Source organism: Mixta gaviniae, from assembly GCF_002953195.1.
Taxonomy (GTDB): Bacteria; Pseudomonadota; Gammaproteobacteria; order Enterobacterales; family Enterobacteriaceae; genus Mixta; species Mixta gaviniae.
The window spans coordinates 499616-516054 of the sequence record NZ_CP026377.1; the positions used below are offsets into that span (position 1 = coordinate 499616).

General features: G+C 56.1%; 11 protein-coding genes, 2 tRNA genes and 4 rRNA genes. 6 read left to right on the plus strand and 11 right to left on the minus strand.

The features are described from left to right. Window positions 1-195: 195 nt before the first annotated feature. The 6 genes from C2E15_RS02280 (at window position 196) to rrf (C2E15_RS02305) (ending at window position 5515) form a co-directional block, all read left to right on the plus strand. Window positions 196-1736: ribosomal RNA gene (locus C2E15_RS02280) — 16S ribosomal RNA — on the plus strand. Between the two features lie 85 nt (window positions 1737-1821). Beyond that, window positions 1822-1897 (plus strand) — tRNA-Glu (locus tag C2E15_RS02285). A gap of 196 nt (window positions 1898-2093) precedes the next feature. Then, window positions 2094-5000, plus strand: a 23S ribosomal RNA gene (locus C2E15_RS02290). A 104-nt stretch (window positions 5001-5104) separates the two neighbouring features. Beyond that, window positions 5105-5220, plus strand: a 5S ribosomal RNA gene (rrf, locus tag C2E15_RS02295). 14 nt (window positions 5221-5234) lie between these two features. Beyond that, window positions 5235-5310, plus strand: a tRNA-Thr gene (locus C2E15_RS02300). Between the two features lie 89 nt (window positions 5311-5399). After that, window positions 5400-5515, plus strand: a 5S ribosomal RNA gene (rrf, locus tag C2E15_RS02305). The 16S, 23S and 5S rRNA genes sit together here with 2 tRNA genes alongside, the layout of an rRNA operon. Window positions 5516-5651: 136 nt before the next feature. Here the strand turns inward: rrf (C2E15_RS02305) and C2E15_RS02310 are convergent. The 11 genes from C2E15_RS02310 to C2E15_RS02360 all read right to left on the minus strand — a co-directional run bounded on the left by C2E15_RS02310 (window position 5652) and on the right by C2E15_RS02360 (window position 16367). Continuing rightward, the gene (locus C2E15_RS02310) at window positions 5652-6407 is read right to left on the minus strand and encodes an amino acid ABC transporter ATP-binding protein (RefSeq protein ID WP_425438025.1); all 756 of its coding nucleotides are present in this window, start codon (window positions 6405-6407) and stop codon (window positions 5652-5654) included. Window positions 6408-6418: 11 nt separating this feature from the next. After that, a complete protein-coding gene (locus tag C2E15_RS02315) occupies window positions 6419-7519 on the minus strand; it encodes an amino acid ABC transporter permease (protein ID WP_104955960.1) in 1101 nt (366 codons plus the stop codon). A gap of 15 nt (window positions 7520-7534) precedes the next feature. Next, the gene (locus C2E15_RS02320) at window positions 7535-8713 is read right to left on the minus strand and encodes an amino acid ABC transporter permease (RefSeq protein ID WP_128861353.1); all 1179 of its coding nucleotides are present in this window, start codon (window positions 8711-8713) and stop codon (window positions 7535-7537) included. 71 nt (window positions 8714-8784) lie between these two features. After that, on the minus strand, window positions 8785-9810 hold the full coding sequence (locus C2E15_RS02325) for an amino acid ABC transporter substrate-binding protein (RefSeq protein ID WP_104955961.1): 1026 nt from the start codon (window positions 9808-9810) through the stop codon (window positions 8785-8787). Window positions 9811-10161: 351 nt separating this feature from the next. Beyond that, window positions 10162-11082, minus strand: coding sequence for a kdo(2)-lipid IV(A) palmitoleoyltransferase (gene lpxP / locus C2E15_RS02330; RefSeq protein ID WP_104955962.1), 921 nt, complete (start codon window positions 11080-11082; stop codon window positions 10162-10164). Between the two features lie 194 nt (window positions 11083-11276). Next, entirely contained in the window at window positions 11277-11573 is a 297-nt protein-coding gene (gene fis, locus C2E15_RS02335; RefSeq protein ID WP_000462905.1) for a DNA-binding transcriptional regulator Fis, read from the minus strand. 24 nt (window positions 11574-11597) lie between these two features. Next, window positions 11598-12563: a tRNA dihydrouridine synthase DusB gene (gene dusB / locus C2E15_RS02340; RefSeq protein WP_038630166.1), complete on the minus strand. Its 966-nt coding sequence runs from the start codon at window positions 12561-12563 to the stop codon at window positions 11598-11600. A 305-nt stretch (window positions 12564-12868) separates the two neighbouring features. Further along, a complete protein-coding gene (locus tag C2E15_RS02345) occupies window positions 12869-13603 on the minus strand; it encodes a carbonic anhydrase (RefSeq protein WP_104955963.1) in 735 nt (244 codons plus the stop codon). A 184-nt stretch (window positions 13604-13787) separates the two neighbouring features. Continuing rightward, complete coding sequence (gene prmA / locus C2E15_RS02350) at window positions 13788-14669, minus strand: 50S ribosomal protein L11 methyltransferase (RefSeq protein ID WP_104955964.1); 882 nt, start codon at window positions 14667-14669, stop codon at window positions 13788-13790. Between the two features lie 11 nt (window positions 14670-14680). Then, complete coding sequence (gene panF, locus C2E15_RS02355; protein ID WP_104955965.1) at window positions 14681-16135, minus strand: sodium/pantothenate symporter; 1455 nt, start codon at window positions 16133-16135, stop codon at window positions 14681-14683. Next, the gene (locus C2E15_RS02360) at window positions 16125-16367 is read right to left on the minus strand and encodes a YhdT family protein (protein WP_104955966.1); all 243 of its coding nucleotides are present in this window, start codon (window positions 16365-16367) and stop codon (window positions 16125-16127) included. Before C2E15_RS02360 ends, panF begins: the two co-directional genes overlap by 11 nt. Between the last annotated feature and the right edge of the window lie 72 nt (window positions 16368-16439).

A 16439-nucleotide genomic window follows, 5' to 3' on the forward strand; every position in this document is an offset into this window, starting at 1 on the left:
TCTGAAAGAGGAAAGCGTAATATACGCCACCTCGCGACAACGGCACGAAGCGCCGGTCGCACCGCTCTTTAACAATTTATCAGACAATCTGTGTGGGCACTCACAGGACGGATATCGCAAAAATAATTGCAGTATCAAGTCTCAAGAGTGAACACGTAATTCATTACGACGTTTTTCTTTGAGCATCAGACTTTTAAATTGAAGAGTTTGATCATGGCTCAGATTGAACGCTGGCGGCAGGCCTAACACATGCAAGTCGAACGGTAACAGGAAGCAGCTTGCTGCTTTGCTGACGAGTGGCGGACGGGTGAGTAATGTCTGGGGATCTGCCCGATGGAGGGGGATAACCACTGGAAACGGTGGCTAATACCGCATAACGTCGCAAGACCAAAGTGGGGGACCTTCGGGCCTCACACCATCGGATGAACCCAGATGGGATTAGCTAGTAGGTGGGGTAACGGCTCACCTAGGCGACGATCCCTAGCTGGTCTGAGAGGATGACCAGCCACACTGGAACTGAGACACGGTCCAGACTCCTACGGGAGGCAGCAGTGGGGAATATTGCACAATGGGCGCAAGCCTGATGCAGCCATGCCGCGTGTATGAAGAAGGCCTTCGGGTTGTAAAGTACTTTCAGCGGGGAGGAAGGGATGACGCTTAATACGCGTCGTCATTGACGTTACCCGCAGAAGAAGCACCGGCTAACTCCGTGCCAGCAGCCGCGGTAATACGGAGGGTGCAAGCGTTAATCGGAATTACTGGGCGTAAAGCGCACGCAGGCGGTCTGTTAAGTCAGATGTGAAATCCCCGGCTTAACCTGGGAACTGCATTTGAAACTGGCAGGCTTGAGTCTCGTAGAGGGGGGTAGAATTCCAGGTGTAGCGGTGAAATGCGTAGAGATCTGGAGGAATACCGGTGGCGAAGGCGGCCCCCTGGACGAAGACTGACGCTCAGGTGCGAAAGCGTGGGGAGCAAACAGGATTAGATACCCTGGTAGTCCACGCCGTAAACGATGTCGACTTGGAGGCTGTTCCCTTGAGGAGTGGCTTCCGGAGCTAACGCGTTAAGTCGACCGCCTGGGGAGTACGGCCGCAAGGTTAAAACTCAAATGAATTGACGGGGGCCCGCACAAGCGGTGGAGCATGTGGTTTAATTCGATGCAACGCGAAGAACCTTACCTGGTCTTGACATCCACGGAATTCGGCAGAGATGCCTTAGTGCCTTCGGGAACCGTGAGACAGGTGCTGCATGGCTGTCGTCAGCTCGTGTTGTGAAATGTTGGGTTAAGTCCCGCAACGAGCGCAACCCTTATCCTTTGTTGCCAGCGGTTCGGCCGGGAACTCAAAGGAGACTGCCGGTGATAAACCGGAGGAAGGTGGGGATGACGTCAAGTCATCATGGCCCTTACGACCAGGGCTACACACGTGCTACAATGGCGCATACAAAGAGAAGCGACCTCGCGAGAGCAAGCGGACCTCATAAAGTGCGTCGTAGTCCGGATTGGAGTCTGCAACTCGACTCCATGAAGTCGGAATCGCTAGTAATCGTGGATCAGAATGCCACGGTGAATACGTTCCCGGGCCTTGTACACACCGCCCGTCACACCATGGGAGTGGGTTGCAAAAGAAGTAGGTAGCTTAACCTTCGGGAGGGCGCTTACCACTTTGTGATTCATGACTGGGGTGAAGTCGTAACAAGGTAACCGTAGGGGAACCTGCGGTTGGATCACCTCCTTACCATGCTGATACCTTCCCGTGTAGTGTCCACACAGATTGTCTGATAGAAAGTATGAGCAAGGCGTCTTGCGAAGCAGACTTCAGTGTCCCCTTCGTCTAGAGGCCCAGGACACCGCCCTTTCACGGCGGTAACAGGGGTTCGAATCCCCTAGGGGACGCCACTTGCTGGTAGTGTGAGTGAAAGTCGCGTACCCAACATATCCTAAAACTGACTCACGAGTCAGCTTTACGATATTGCTCTTTAACAATCCGGAACAAGCTGAAAATTTGAAAGAACAGCTTCTTGCATAAAGAACTGTTCAGAGTCTCTCAATTTTTCACACCGACACGGTGTCGCAAGACGCCTGTGGGTTGTGAGGTTAAGCGACCAAGCGTACACGGTGGATGCCCTGGCAGTCAGAGGCGATGAAGGACGTGCTAATCTGCGAAAAGCGCCGGTGAGGTGATATGAACCGCTATCAGCCGGCGATGTCCGAATGGGGAAACCCAGTGTGACTCGTCACACTATCGTTAAGTGAATACATAGCTTAACGAAGCGAACCGGGGGAACTGAAACATCTAAGTACCCCGAGGAAAAGAAATCAACCGAGATTCCCTGAGTAGCGGCGAGCGAACGGGGAACAGCCCAGAGCCTGAATCAGCATGTGTGTCAGTGGAAGCGTCTGGAATGGCGCACGGTACAGGGTGACAGTCCCGTACACGAAGATGCATGTGCTGTGAGCTCGATGAGTAGGGCGGGACACGTGGTATCCTGTCTGAATATGGGGGGACCATCCTCCAAGGCTAAATACTCCTGACTGACCGATAGTGAACCAGTACCGTGAGGGAAAGGCGAAAAGAACCCCGGCGAGGGGAGTGAAACAGAACCTGAAACCGTGTACGTACAAGCAGTGGGAGCCTTCATTTATGGGGGTGACTGCGTACCTTTTGTATAATGGGTCAGCGACTTATATTCTGTAGCAAGGTTAACCGCATAGGGGAGCCGTAGGGAAACCGAGTCTTAACCGGGCGCTAAGTTGCAGGGTATAGACCCGAAACCCGGTGATCTAGCCATGGGCAGGTTGAAGGTTGGGTAACACTAACTGGAGGACCGAACCGACTAATGTTGAAAAATTAGCGGATGACCTGTGGCTGGGGGTGAAAGGCCAATCAAACCGGGAGATAGCTGGTTCTCCCCGAAAGCTATTTAGGTAGCGCCTCGTGAACTCATCTCCGGGGGTAGAGCACTGTTTCGGCTAGGGGGCCATCCCGGCTTACCAACCCGATGCAAACTGCGAATACCGGAGAATGTTATCACGGGAGACACACGGCGGGTGCTAACGTCCGTCGTGAAGAGGGAAACAACCCAGACCGCCAGCTAAGGTCCCAAAGTCATGGTTAAGTGGGAAACGATGTGGGAAGGCCCAGACAGCCAGGATGTTGGCTTAGAAGCAGCCATCATTTAAAGAAAGCGTAATAGCTCACTGGTCGAGTCGGCCTGCGCGGAAGATGTAACGGGGCTAAACCATGCACCGAAGCTGCGGCAGCGACACTGTGTGTTGTTGGGTAGGGGAGCGTTCTGTAAGCCTGCGAAGGTGTGCTGTGAGGCATGCTGGAGGTATCAGAAGTGCGAATGCTGACATAAGTAACGATAAAGCGGGTGAAAAGCCCGCTCGCCGGAAGACCAAGGGTTCCTGTCCAACGTTAATCGGGGCAGGGTGAGTCGACCCCTAAGGCGAGGCCGAAAGGCGTAGTCGATGGGAAACGGGTTAATATTCCCGTACTCGGTGTTACTGCGAAGGGGGACGGAGAAGGCTATGTTGGCCGGGCGACGGTTGTCCCGGTTTAAGCGTGTAGGCTGACTTTCCAGGCAAATCCGGAAAGTTAAGGCTGAGGCGTGACGACGAGGCACTACGGTGCTGAAGCAACAAATGCCCTGCTTCCAGGAAAAGCCTCTAAGCATCAGGTAACAACGAATCGTACCCCAAACCGACACAGGTGGTCAGGTAGAGAATACCAAGGCGCTTGAGAGAACTCGGGTGAAGGAACTAGGCAAAATGGTGCCGTAACTTCGGGAGAAGGCACGCTGGCACGTAGGTGGAGGGACTTGCTCCCCGAGCCGAAGCCAGTCGAAGATACCAGCTGGCTGCAACTGTTTATTAAAAACACAGCACTGTGCAAACACGAAAGTGGACGTATACGGTGTGACGCCTGCCCGGTGCCGGAAGGTTAATTGATGGGGTTATCCGTAAGGAGAAGCTCTTGATCGAAGCCCCGGTAAACGGCGGCCGTAACTATAACGGTCCTAAGGTAGCGAAATTCCTTGTCGGGTAAGTTCCGACCTGCACGAATGGCGTAATGATGGCCAGGCTGTCTCCACCCGAGACTCAGTGAAATTGAACTCGCTGTGAAGATGCAGTGTACCCGCGGCAAGACGGAAAGACCCCGTGAACCTTTACTACAGCTTGACACTGAACATTGAGCCTTGATGTGCAGGATAGGTGGGAGGCTTTGAAGCGTGGACGCCAGTCTGCGTGGAGCCATCCTTGAAATACCACCCTTTAATGTTTGATGTTCTAACCTGGCGCCGTGATCCGGCGTGGGGACAGTGTCTGGTGGGTAGTTTGACTGGGGCGGTCTCCTCCCAAAGTGTAACGGAGGAGTACGAAGGTCAGCTAATCACGGTCGGACATCGTGAGGTTAGTGCAATGGCATAAGCTGGCTTGACTGCGAGAGTGACGGTTCGAGCAGGTGCGAAAGCAGGTCATAGTGATCCGGTGGTTCTGAATGGAAGGGCCATCGCTCAACGGATAAAAGGTACTCCGGGGATAACAGGCTGATACCGCCCAAGAGTTCATATCGACGGCGGTGTTTGGCACCTCGATGTCGGCTCATCACATCCTGGGGCTGAAGTAGGTCCCAAGGGTATGGCTGTTCGCCATTTAAAGTGGTACGCGAGCTGGGTTTAGAACGTCGTGAGACAGTTCGGTCCCTATCTGCCGTGGGCGCTGGAAGACTGAGAGGGGTTGCTCCTAGTACGAGAGGACCGGAGTGAACGCACCGCTGGTGTTCGGGTTGTCATGCCAATGGCACTGCCCGGTAGCTAAGTGCGGAAGAGATAAGTGCTGAAAGCATCTAAGCACGAAACTTGCCTCGAGATGAGTCTTCCCTGGGGCCCTGAGCCCCCTGAAGGGACGTTGAAGACGACGACGTTGATAGGCCGGGTGTGTAAGCGCAGCGATGCGTTGAGCTAACCGGTACTAATGACCCGTGAGGCTTAACCTTACAACGCCACAGGCGTTTTAGGAAAAAGAGAGACGCGATTTTCAGCCTTGTTCACCGGATTAGCGCGTGTGGCCCCCTGCGGGCGGCATGCGAAACAGAATTTGCCTGGCGGCGAGAGCGCGGTGGTCCCACCTGACCCCATGCCGAACTCAGAAGTGAAACGCCGCAGCGCCGATGGTAGTGTGGGGCCTCCCCATGCGAGAGTAGGGAACTGCCAGGCATCAAATTTAGTGTGCTGATATGGCTCAGTTGGTAGAGCGCACCCTTGGTAAGGGTGAGGTCCCCAGTTCGACTCTGGGTATCAGCACCAGTTTTAAAACAGGCGAGCAGCATTGCGGCCTGAGCTTAATAAAGCAAACAGATTAAATAAGTCGTCACTGACAGCTTATAAAGAATTTGCCTGGCGGCAAGAGCGCGGTGGTCCCACCTGACCCCATGCCGAACTCAGAAGTGAAACGCCGTAGCGCCGATGGTAGTGTGGGGTCTCCCCATGCGAGAGTAGGGAACTGCCAGGCATCAAATAAACGACGAAGCCTCAGCGAAAGCTGGGGCTTTTTCGTATCCGTTCTCCCAAACATCCGCCTACACGCCGCCTTTAAAAATCGCCACAACGGTTAACGTTGCCCCGGCATCCTGCCAGGGCTGATGCATTTAATGGATAACCTGTGATAAAAACATCCGCGTACGTTCCGATTTCGGATGAGCGAAGAATGTTTCCGGCGGCGCCTCTTCCACAATCTCCCCACGATCCATAAATATCACCCGATCGGCAACAGTACGCGCGAACCCCATTTCATGGGTGACACACAGCATCGTCATGCCATCTTCCGCCAGACCAATCATGGTATCCAGTACCTCTTTCACCATCTCCGGATCAAGCGCGGAGGTCGGCTCGTCGAACAGCATGATCTTTGGCTTCATACAGAGCGAGCGGGCGATCGCCACGCGCTGCTGCTGGCCGCCGGATAGCTGCCCGGGAAACTTATGAGCATGTTCGGCGATGCGTACGCGATCCAGATAATGCATCGCCAGCTCCTCCGCCTGTTTCCTGGCGGTTTTCCGCACCCAAATCGGCGCCAGCGTACAGTTCTGCAGAACGGTCAAATGCGGGAACAGGTTGAAGTGCTGAAAAACCATTCCCACTTCAGTACGCACTTTTTCAATATTGCGTAAGTCATCATTCAGATGAATACCGTCCACAACGATACGGCCCTGCTGATGCTCTTCCAGATGATTAATACAGCGTATGGTGGTTGATTTGCCGGAGCCGGACGGGCCGCACAATACGATGCGTTCGCGCGGCTTTACCGTCAGGTTAATATTCTTCAGCACATGAAACTGTCCATACCACTTATTGACATTTTCCAGCGTAATCATGGCGTTGGGAGGATTAATTATCGAAGTCATCAGTATGATCCTTAATGCGGCTTACGCCCGGTATGAAAACGCTTCTCCAGATACTGGCTGTAGCGCGACATGCTGAAACAGAAGATCCAGTAGATCATGGCGGCAAAAACATAGCCTTCGGTCGACATGCCCAGCCAGGCGGGATCGACCGTCGCCTGTTGTACGCTGCTAAACAGATCGAACAGACCGATAATGATCACCAGGCTGGTATCCTTAAACAACGCGATAATGGTGTTAACCAGCCCGGGGATAGTCAGCTTCAGCGCCTGCGGCAGGATCACCAACAGCTGCGTTTTCCAGTAACCCAGCGCCAGCGATTCGGCTGCCTCCGTCTGTCCTTTCGGCAGCGCCTGCAGCCCACCTCGTACCACTTCCGCCACATAGGCCGATTGAAACAGAATGACGCCGACCAGCGCCCGCACCAGCTTATCGATGCTGGTGCCTTCGGCCATAAACAGCGGCAACATCACCGAAGACATAAACAGCACGGTAATCAGCGGCACGCCGCGCCAGAATTCAATAAAGATCACCGACAGCGCCCGCACGACTGGCATCTCAGAGCGCCGCCCCAGCGCCAGCAGGATGCCCAACGGCAGTGCGCCGGCGATGCCCACCGCGGCGATAATCAGCGTCAGGGTCAGGCCGCCCCACTGGCGCGTCTCTACCCGTTCAAGCCCGAACAGGCCGCCATACAGCATCAGCCAGACAAACAGCGGAAATGCCACGGCCCAGCTAACGATATAAAGGCCGCGCCGGGGCAGGCGGCTGATAAACATTGGCGCCAGAGAAAGCAGGCCGACCAGCAGGGTGAGATTAATGCGCCAACGCAGCTCGTGCGGATAGAGGCCATACATAAACTGGCCAAAGCGCGCATGCACGAATACCCAGCAGGCGCCTTCTTTGGTGCAATCGGCGCGGCTTTCACCGAACCAGTTTGCCTGGAAGACAAGCCAATTGAGCGCTGGCGGGATAACCTGCCAGGCAAGCCACAGGCAGAGCAGAGTCAGCAGTGAATTAAACCAGCTGGAAAAGAGATTCTTACGCGCCCAGGCAGATGCGCGCATCGCCGCATTCGTCGGCACGGGGGGCGTTTCGTGTGTGGTTACTGTCATAATATTCCGTACCTTTTAACGCTCGACCAGCGCAATTTTGCGGTTATAGATGTTCATCAGCAGAGAAATCAGCAGGGAAATCGTCAGGTACACCGCCATGGTCATGGCAATGGTTTCGATCGCCTGGCCGGTCTGGTTGAGTACCGTGCCGGCGAAGAGCGAAACCATGTCGGGATAGCCGATAGCGGCCGCCAGCGAGGAGTTTTTAACGATATTCAGATACTGGCTGGTCAGCGGCGGAATAATGACCCGCATCGCCTGTGGAATGATCACCTGCCGCAGCGTCACTGGATTCGGCAGGCCCAGCGACATCGCCGCCTCATGCTGGCCATAAGGCACAGACTGAATACCGGAGCGGATCACCTCGGCGATAAACGAAGAGGTATAGATCGAGAGCGCCAGCGTGAGCGCCGCCAGCTCAGGGATCAGGGCGAAGCCGCCGCGGAAGTTGAAGCCGCGCAGCGCGGGGACATCCCAGTGCATCGCCGCGCCGAACAGCAGGTGCGCGATAGCGGGAAAGCCAATCAGCATCGCCAGCGCAACGGGCCAGGTGCGCCGCAGGCGGCCCGTTTTCAGCTGATAGTTGCGGTTGTAACGGAATAGCGCCACGGTTACGCCGATGGCCAGCAGCAGGGCGATAATGAATGGCCAGGTGCCGGCGGTATATTCAGGCCAGGGAATATAGAGGCCGCGGTTGCTAACAAATGCCAGATCGAACGCGCTTAGCGCCTGCCGTGGCCCGGGCAGATTGCGCAACACAGCGAAATACCAGAAGAAGATCTGCAGCAGCGGCGGGATATTACGGAAGATCTCGATATAGACTGCAGAGATCTTACGCAGCAGCCAGTTATCTGACAGGCGCGCCAGACCAATAAAAAAGCCCAGCACCGAGGCAAACAGAATACAGAGGGCGGAAACCAGCAGGGTATTGGTCAGGCCTACGAGGAAAACGCGCGCGTAGGTATCGCCATCGGTGTAGTCGATCAGGTGCTGCACGATACCGAAGCCGGCACCGCGTTCTAAAAAGCCGAAGCCGGAAGTAATGCCCCGGTTCGCCAGGTTGATAACCGTATTGTGGATGAGATAACCCACCACGGCGAAGACCGCAAGAATCGCGAGGAGCTGGTAAAGCCAGGCGCGAACCGCAGGATTAGAGAATGAAAAATCCCTTTTCACGGTTGGGCGTTGGGACATGATGGACCTCAATAACGAAAATGCCGGCATGGGCACCGCAGCAGGCGGTGCCCTGTACAGGAGCAGACGAATTAACGTACCGGCGGCGCGTACTGGATCCCGCCATCTTTCCAGAGCGCGTTCTGTCCACGAGCGATTTTCAGCTGGCTCTCTTTGCCAACGTTACGATCGAAACTCTCCTGATAGTTGCCGACCTGTTTGATGATGTTATAGGCCCATTTATTATCCAGCTTCAGATCCTTGCCGAAATCGCCTTCCGCGCCCAGCAGGTGCGCCATATCCGGCGTGGTGGGTTTAGCGGCCATCTGGTCGACGTTTTTCGAGCTGATGCCCATCTCTTCCGCATTCAACATCGCGTACAGAGACCATTTCACAATGGTGAACCAGTCATCGTCGCCGCGGCGCACCAGCGGCCCCAGCGGCTCTTTGGAGATCACTTCCGGCAGCACGATAAACTCATCAGGCTTACCGAGTTTGATGCGCAGCGCGTAAAGCTGCGACTGGTCAGAGGCGAGGGTATCGCAGCGGCCGCTATCCAGCGCTTTCGCCGACTCATCGGAGCGGTCAAAGGTCACCGGGGTATACTGCATCTTATTGGCTTTGAAATAGTCCGCCACGTTCAGTTCGGTATCGGTGCCGGCCTGAATACAGACCGTTGCGCCGTCCAGCTCTTTGGCGCTCTTCAGCCCGGCTTTGTTATGGGTCAGGAAGCCGATGCCATCGTAGTAATTGACGCCGGCGAATAAAAATCCCATGCCGCCGTCGCGGGAAGAGGTCCAGGTCGTATTGCGCGACAGTAAATCAACCTCGCCGGATTGCAGGGCGGTGAAGCGTTCTTTCGCGGTCAGCGGGGTATATTTCACCTTGCTCGCGTCGCCAAAGATGGCGGCGGCAGCGGCGCGGCAGACATCAACGTCCAGGCCGGTAAATTTGCCGTTGGCGTCTGCGTAGGAGAAGCCCGGCAGACCGTCGCTAATGCCGCACTGCACAAACCCTTTCTTCTTCACGGCATCCAGCGTCGCGCCGGCATGGGCCTGATGGGCCACGGCAAACAGCGACGCGGCAGTAACCAGAGCGGAAAGCATCTTTTTATTCATACATTATCCTGTGTGACGTGGTCGTATTGTTATGTGTGGTGACGAGCGCTTGTGCCTGCGCTTTTCCTGTCTGTGGCGGTCAGCCATCCATCACTCTGCAAAGAGAATGCCAGAGTCGCAGATTCCTGATTTTCGTGAGGGTAGTATTGATAACCGAAGGTGACTGGAAAGTTTGGTTACTATCGCGCACCAGTATGATGCAGCGTAAGTCGCCGCGATCACAAAGCGTGCAAAGAGTTTTGCGCCATGCGAGCAATGTGAGCTGGCGCGCACCAGCGTGGGGAGAGGCGAAAAACGGGCGTAAAAAAGCCCGCCGGTTTTGCAACGGGCGGGCGATAGCGGTTCCGGCTGTTAGTAGAGCGATGCCGCGCCGATAGGGCGCGTTTTAAAGCGGCGATGCAGCCAGAGATACTGGCTTGGCGCGCGCAGGATCTCCCTTTCAATGATTTTATTCATATAGGCGGCGGCAGCCTGCTCATCGTCCAGCGGATAATCTTCCAGCTGCGGCTGGATCACCAGCTCGTAGCCCTGTCCGCGCTCTTTACGGATCAGCACGACGGTGATCATCGCCGGACGCGCCAGGCGGGCCAGCATATAGGTGCCGCTGGTGGTAGCAGCCTGCGGTACGGCGAACAGCGGCGCGAACACGCTGCCTTTCGGGCCGTAATCCTGGTCCGGCGCGAACCAGACCGCTTCACCCTGTTTCAGGGCTTTCACCATGCCGCGCAGATCGCGACGGTCAATCATCGCTTTATTAGAGCGGGTACGGCCTTTGGTCTGCACCCACTCCATCAGTTTGCTGTTATGAGGGCGATACATCGCCATCATCGGCTGACACAGCCCCATGGTGCGGCCGCCCAGCTCCAGCGACATAAAATGTACGCCGATAATCAGTGCGCCGCGCTTATCTTGCTGCGCCGCCTTCAGGTTGTGCAGGCCATTTACCGTAAACCAGCGTTTCACACGGCTGTCAGGCCAGAACCAGGCCATACCGGTTTCCATCAGGCCCATGCCCAATGATTCGAAATTATGCACGATACGCTGTTCCAGCTCGCAGGCGGGAAGATCGGGGAAACAGAGTTCCAGGTTGCGCCGGGTAATGCGCACGCGCCTCGGCAGAAAGCGCATTGAGGTACGCCCCATCCAGACGCCCAGCCGCTCAATCAGCGGGAAGGGGAGTTGAACCAGCAGAAACAGCACACCGAGGCCGAACCAGTTCAGCCAGTAGCGTGGATGCAGCAGATCGAGAGTAAAAGATGTAGATGATTTCATGACGCTCACTTATGCGTAAAAGAAGGATGTAGCGCATAATGACGTCAATCAATCGCGGTACAGATTCTCAGACACCGATCGGACAGGGAAGTTAGACGGGACGGCTCAGATTTACACAAAACGGACAATTCTTACGGTCCAGACATTAAAAAAGGCGCATCCGGGAGGTGCGCCTTTTTTCACAGCAATGACGATTAGTTCATGCCGTATTTTTTCAGTTTCTTACGCAGCGTGCCGCGGTTGATGCCCATCATCAGGGCTGCACGGGTCTGGTTGCCACGGGTATATTGCATCACCATGTCCAACAGAGGCTGCTCTACTTCAGCCAGTACCAGCTCATACAGGTCATTAACATCCTGACCATTCAGTTGAGCAAAATAGTTCTTCAGTGCCTGTTTTACCGAATCACGCAGCGGCTTTTGCGTCACCTGATCCTGTGAGTTAACGGTAGAAACGGTCAGTACGTCAGAATTTACGCGTTGTTCGAACATAGTTCTGTCAGCTCTTTATTTCGTTTACGCAAGTTTTTCGAAGTATGCCTCCAACGCCTCCAGCTGTTCGCTGGCATCCTCAATGGCGTTGAATGTGCGCCGAAACTGGTCGTTTGGGGCATGCTCCTGGAGATACCAGGAGACGTGTTTTCGCGCAATACGGTATCCTTTGCCGTGACCGTAAAAGTCGTGCAGTTCCCGTATATGCCCGATCAGCAAGCGCTTCACTTCTGCCAACGGCATGGGTGGGAGCAACTCCCCAGTGTCCAGATAATGCTGGATTTCCCGGAAGATCCACGGTCTTCCCTGAGCGGCACGGCCTATCATCAGGGCATCAGCCCCCGTATAGTCGAGTACCGCCCTGGCCTTGTGCGGGTCAGTAATGTCTCCGTTCGCGATAACCGGAATGGAAACGTTCTGCTTAACTGTCCGAATGCTGTCGTATTCAGCGTTACCGTTGAACAAACAGGCGCGAGTACGTCCATGAATGGTCAGGGCCTGGATACCACAACGTTCAGCCAATTGGGCAATTTCAGTGCAATTACGATTTTCAGTATCCCAGCCGGTACGGATCTTCAAGGTTACCGGCACCTCTACGGCATTCACCACGGCGGTAAGGATACTCTTTACCACGTCAGGGTATTGCAGCAGCGCGGAGCCGGCCATCTTGCGATTCACCTTTTTAGCCGGGCAGCCCATATTGATATCAATAACCTGTGCGCCGGATGCCACATTAATCCGCGCCGCTTCGGCCATATCGTCAGGATCGCAACCGGCAATTTGCACGGTGCGAATTCCGGGCTCGTCACTGTGTACCATACGCAAACGAGACTTATCGCTGGCCCAAACTTCCGGGTTCGACGACATCATCTCGGAAACGGTCATCCCGGCTCCCATCTGATAACAGAGCGTTCTGAAAGGCCTGTCGGTAATACCGGCCATCGGAGCGGCTATCAATTGATTACGGAGCTGGTGTTGTCCAATGCGCATGAAAAAGAAGTGACCATATCTACTCGCAAGGCGGCGTATATTACGCATTTTTTACTGAAGATGAAAGGCCAAACTTTGAACAATCAGCCGGTAAAAATCATGGACAAGCGGGTTACTGTTTAGCCGTTAAAACTTTAATTATAAAAAACATGAACTTAAAAGTATGCGCTGGAATTGTGAGCAAAGATTTTTCTTAATTTGTGATCGCATTCGCAATATAAAAGCAGCTTTCCGGCAGCAAAAACCGGACATTTATCGGCGGCGTGCCGCCGGAAAGCGCGGGAAGCGCGTAAAAAAGCGTCGCTTCATTCTACAATTTGTCGCCCATGGAGCGGCTGCAGCGGGCGGTTATTGGCATGCGCGAGTGCCGTGGCGAAGCGCGCCAGCTGCGCTGCCGATGCCGCTATCGGCTGTTTCATCACCAGCCAAATCACCCCCTCGCTGCAGGGCGGCGTGGTCAGCGAGCCGCTGAAACGGTAGTAGTGCCGGTCCCCGGGATAAAGCTGTGTGAGCAGCAGTTTCTGCTGCAGCTTCTGCGGCGGGTCCCGCGGTGGCGGCAACGCGCCCAGAATGCTCTCCAGTGCGGGGTTCGCCGCGCCTGCCACCGCCATTACCGCCACGACCGCCAGCTCGCCGTGAGCATTGGCATGAACAAAATGGATCTCCAGCGGAAAGCCTCGCCCCTGAATATGATTCTCACTGGGGACGTGGAAATGAAACTGCTTCAGCGTCCAGCGCTGGTCGTCCAGCAAAAAATCTTCTTCATCTTCTACCGTAACCTGCACCGTATGGCCATTGTTAACGATCGATTTCGCACGCGGGTAGAAGCTGAGTTGAAGTGGCGGCAGGTGACCCGCGATCGGGTGTTGGATATCGACAGGCGACTGGTACATCCCTTTACTGCAGGTCTGCCAGCGCTCGCTAAGCTCGCCCCAGTGGGGCGGCGCGGCGCGTCCTTCATAGGACCATTGTTCCTCCGCCAACGCGGGCGCCGTGCAGGCCAGCACCAGCGCCAGCAGCGCCGTGGGTGTTGTTTGCATCCTGATATTCCTTCTGTAGGACAGGTACCGGCGCCTCATGCGCCGCCTGACCAGGGCGAGCAACGCCTGGCCTGTGCAGAAGGGTATAAAAAATCATCGGCAGAAAAAATGAGTAAAAAGGGAAAAGCGAAAAAAAGGGGGAGATAGCGCGCCGCGACAGGTCGTCACAGCGCACAGGAGAGACTTAGCGGCAGATGCCGGTAATACGGCACCACTCCTCTTTTTCCGCAACCGGATCGAGCGCGAAACGCTCTTCATAGGCTTCGCAGACGCTCTCCGCCTGGCTGGCGAGAATGCCTGAAAGACCCAGATGACCGCCCGATTTAGGCAGCGCGCTAATCAGCGGCGCCAGTTCGCGCAGCGGGCCGGCGAGAATATTCGCCACGACCACGTCGGCGCTAAGATCGGCCGGCTGCTGGTGGGGCAGATAAAGCGACAAACGCTCGGAAACGCCGTTGCGCTCGGCATTATCGCGGCTGGCCTGAATAGCCTGCGGATCGATATCAATGCCGATAGCCTGCGCCGCGCCGAGCTTCAGCGCCGCGATAGCCAGAATGCCGGAGCCGCAGCCGAAATCGATAACGGTTTTGCCCTGCAGATCGAGCCCGTCCAGCCAGCTCAGACAGAGTGCGGTGGTCGGATGCGTACCGGTGCCGAAGGCCAGACCGGGATCGAGCATCACGTTCACCGCATCCGGTTCAGGCACATCGCGCCAGCTCGGGCAGATCCACAAACGCTGACCGAAACGCATCGGGTGGAAGTTCTCCATCCACTCGCGCTCCCAGTCTTTATCTTCGATCTGCTCGATCTTATGACGGAAGCCCGGCCCCAATAGCGGATCCTGCTCCAGCAGGCTGACAACTTCCGCCATATCGGTTTCGGCATCAAACAGGCCGATTGCGTCGGTATCGCCCCACAGGCGTGTTTCGCCTGGCAGCGGCTCGAATACCGGCGTGTCGTGCGTATCCTGGAAGGTCACCGACACGGCACCCTGTTCCATTAACAGGTCACCCAGCGCTTCCGCATCCGCGCCGGTAGTGTTGATCTTAATTTGTATCCAGGGCATAGCGATTCTCTTTATTCATACAGTGAAGAGGCGTCATCCGGCGCAGGCGCCGAACGACCAAACAGATTACCGATAACAAAGGCCAGCAGGCTTAGCAGCAGCGCCGGCACAATCGGGTGGAAGCCACCCGGCTCAAGGTGCAGCGCCGCCAGCAGCGTATAAGCGGCGGCACCGACAATCATCGCGCTCAGGGCGCCCGCCGCGTTGGCTTTTTCCCAATAGAGGCCCAGTACCAGCGGCCACAGGAACACTGCCTCCAGCCCGCCGAAGGCCAGCAGGTTCAGCCAGATAATCATATCAGGCGGATTCCAGGCCGCCAGCAGCAGCAGCAGGCCCAATACCAGCGTAATGATACCGGAGAGGCGGCGCAGGCGCGGCTCGTTCGCCAGCTGCTGTGGATAGAGCCGCAAATAGAGATCTTTAACGATCGTCGCCGATGACTGCAACAGCTGCGCATTGATCGTCGACATAATCGCCGCCATCGGCGCCGCCAGAAAGATCCCGGCGGCAAACGGAGGCAGTACCGCAAGCATCAGCGTCGGGATCACCCGATCCGGCACCGTCAGGTCAGGCAGGATCGCCCGACCCAGCGCACCGGCTAGATGCATCCCCAGCATAAGTACCGCCACGACAAGGGTACCGACGATAATGCCGCGATGCACCGCCTTGCTGTCTTTATAGGAGATGCAGCGCACTGCGGTGTGGGGCAGTCCAATCACGCCAAAACAGACCAGCACCACAAACGAGGAGAGAAAGGTCGGCGTAATGATATTGTCGACCCCCTGCGGAGTCACCAGGCGCGGGTCAATATGCTGCAATTTGGCGACGGCGGCGTGCAGGCCGCCCGCGGTATGCACCACGGCGAACAGGAGCAGGAAAGTGCCGATTAGCATCACCAGGCCCTGCATCGCATCATTCAGTACGCTGGCGCGAAAGCCACCGAAGGCCGTGTAAAGCGCGATGGTGCCGCCGAAAATCAGCAGTCCGGTATCGTAAGGGATGCCCGCCGCCGTCTCCAGCAACCTGGCGCCGCCGATAAACTGCACGGTCATCGCGCCGACGAACGCCACCAGCAGGCTAAGGCTGGAAAGCCACACCAGCAGCGGGCTGCGGTAGCGCGCATAGAGCATGTCGTTGAGTGTGACCGCATTATAGCGGCGCGCAAGGATGGCGAACTTTTTGCCCAACACCCCCAGCGACAGCCAGACGGCCGGCACCTGCACCATTGCCAGCAGTACCCAGCCCAGCCCGTACTTATAAGCAGCGCCGGGGCCGCCGATAAACGAGCTGGCGCTGATATAGGTCGTGGTCAGCGTCATTGCCAACACAAAGCCGCCCATCGAGCGGCCGCCAAGGAAATATTCGTTCAGGAAGTTGCCGGTGCGCCGCTTACGCATGGCGTAAACAGACAACGCGGCGATCAGCAGCAGATACCCCAGCAGGGGAAGGATAACGTCAGCCTTCATGAGTGTCCTCCAGCGGAATATCGCGGAAAACCGTGCGGATCATCAGCCAGCAGAGAATGATAAACAGCAGCGGGGCGAAAAAGCAGGAGAGTTCAAACCAGCGCGGCAGGCCGGTCACGCCGGGCTGCATGCCGCCCAGCCAGGCGCTGAGCGCCCAGACTGCCAGATACGCCAGCGCCAGCCAGAAGGACCAGCGGGCCTCGCGGTGTGCCTGGATAAAGCGCGCATCCATAAGAGAGCCTTTCATTATGAGCAAAACCAGAAAGAAAAAAGGCCGGACAAGCCGGCCTCAAACAGGGCAACA

Excerpts from the sequence above, each read along its gene's own strand:
- C2E15_RS02310 (WP_425438025.1), bottom strand. The coding sequence starts at position 6,407 with ATGACTTCGATAATTAATCCTCCCAACGCCATGATTACGCTGGAAAAT.
- C2E15_RS02315 (WP_104955960.1), bottom strand. The coding sequence starts at position 7,519 with ATGACAGTAACCACACACGAAACGCCCCCCGTGCCGACGAATGCGGCG.
- C2E15_RS02320 (WP_128861353.1), bottom strand. The coding sequence starts at position 8,713 with ATGTCCCAACGCCCAACCGTGAAAAGGGATTTTTCATTCTCTAATCCT.
- C2E15_RS02325 (WP_104955961.1), bottom strand. The coding sequence starts at position 9,810 with ATGAATAAAAAGATGCTTTCCGCTCTGGTTACTGCCGCGTCGCTGTTT.
- lpxP (WP_104955962.1), bottom strand. The coding sequence starts at position 11,082 with ATGAAATCATCTACATCTTTTACTCTCGATCTGCTGCATCCACGCTAC.
- fis (WP_000462905.1), bottom strand. The coding sequence starts at position 11,573 with ATGTTCGAACAACGCGTAAATTCTGACGTACTGACCGTTTCTACCGTT.
- dusB (WP_038630166.1), bottom strand. The coding sequence starts at position 12,563 with ATGCGCATTGGACAACACCAGCTCCGTAATCAATTGATAGCCGCTCCG.
- C2E15_RS02345 (WP_104955963.1), bottom strand. The coding sequence starts at position 13,603 with ATGCAAACAACACCCACGGCGCTGCTGGCGCTGGTGCTGGCCTGCACG.
- prmA (WP_104955964.1), bottom strand. The coding sequence starts at position 14,669 with ATGCCCTGGATACAAATTAAGATCAACACTACCGGCGCGGATGCGGAA.
- panF (WP_104955965.1), bottom strand. The coding sequence starts at position 16,135 with ATGAAGGCTGACGTTATCCTTCCCCTGCTGGGGTATCTGCTGCTGATC.
- C2E15_RS02360 (WP_104955966.1), bottom strand. The coding sequence starts at position 16,367 with ATGGATGCGCGCTTTATCCAGGCACACCGCGAGGCCCGCTGGTCCTTC.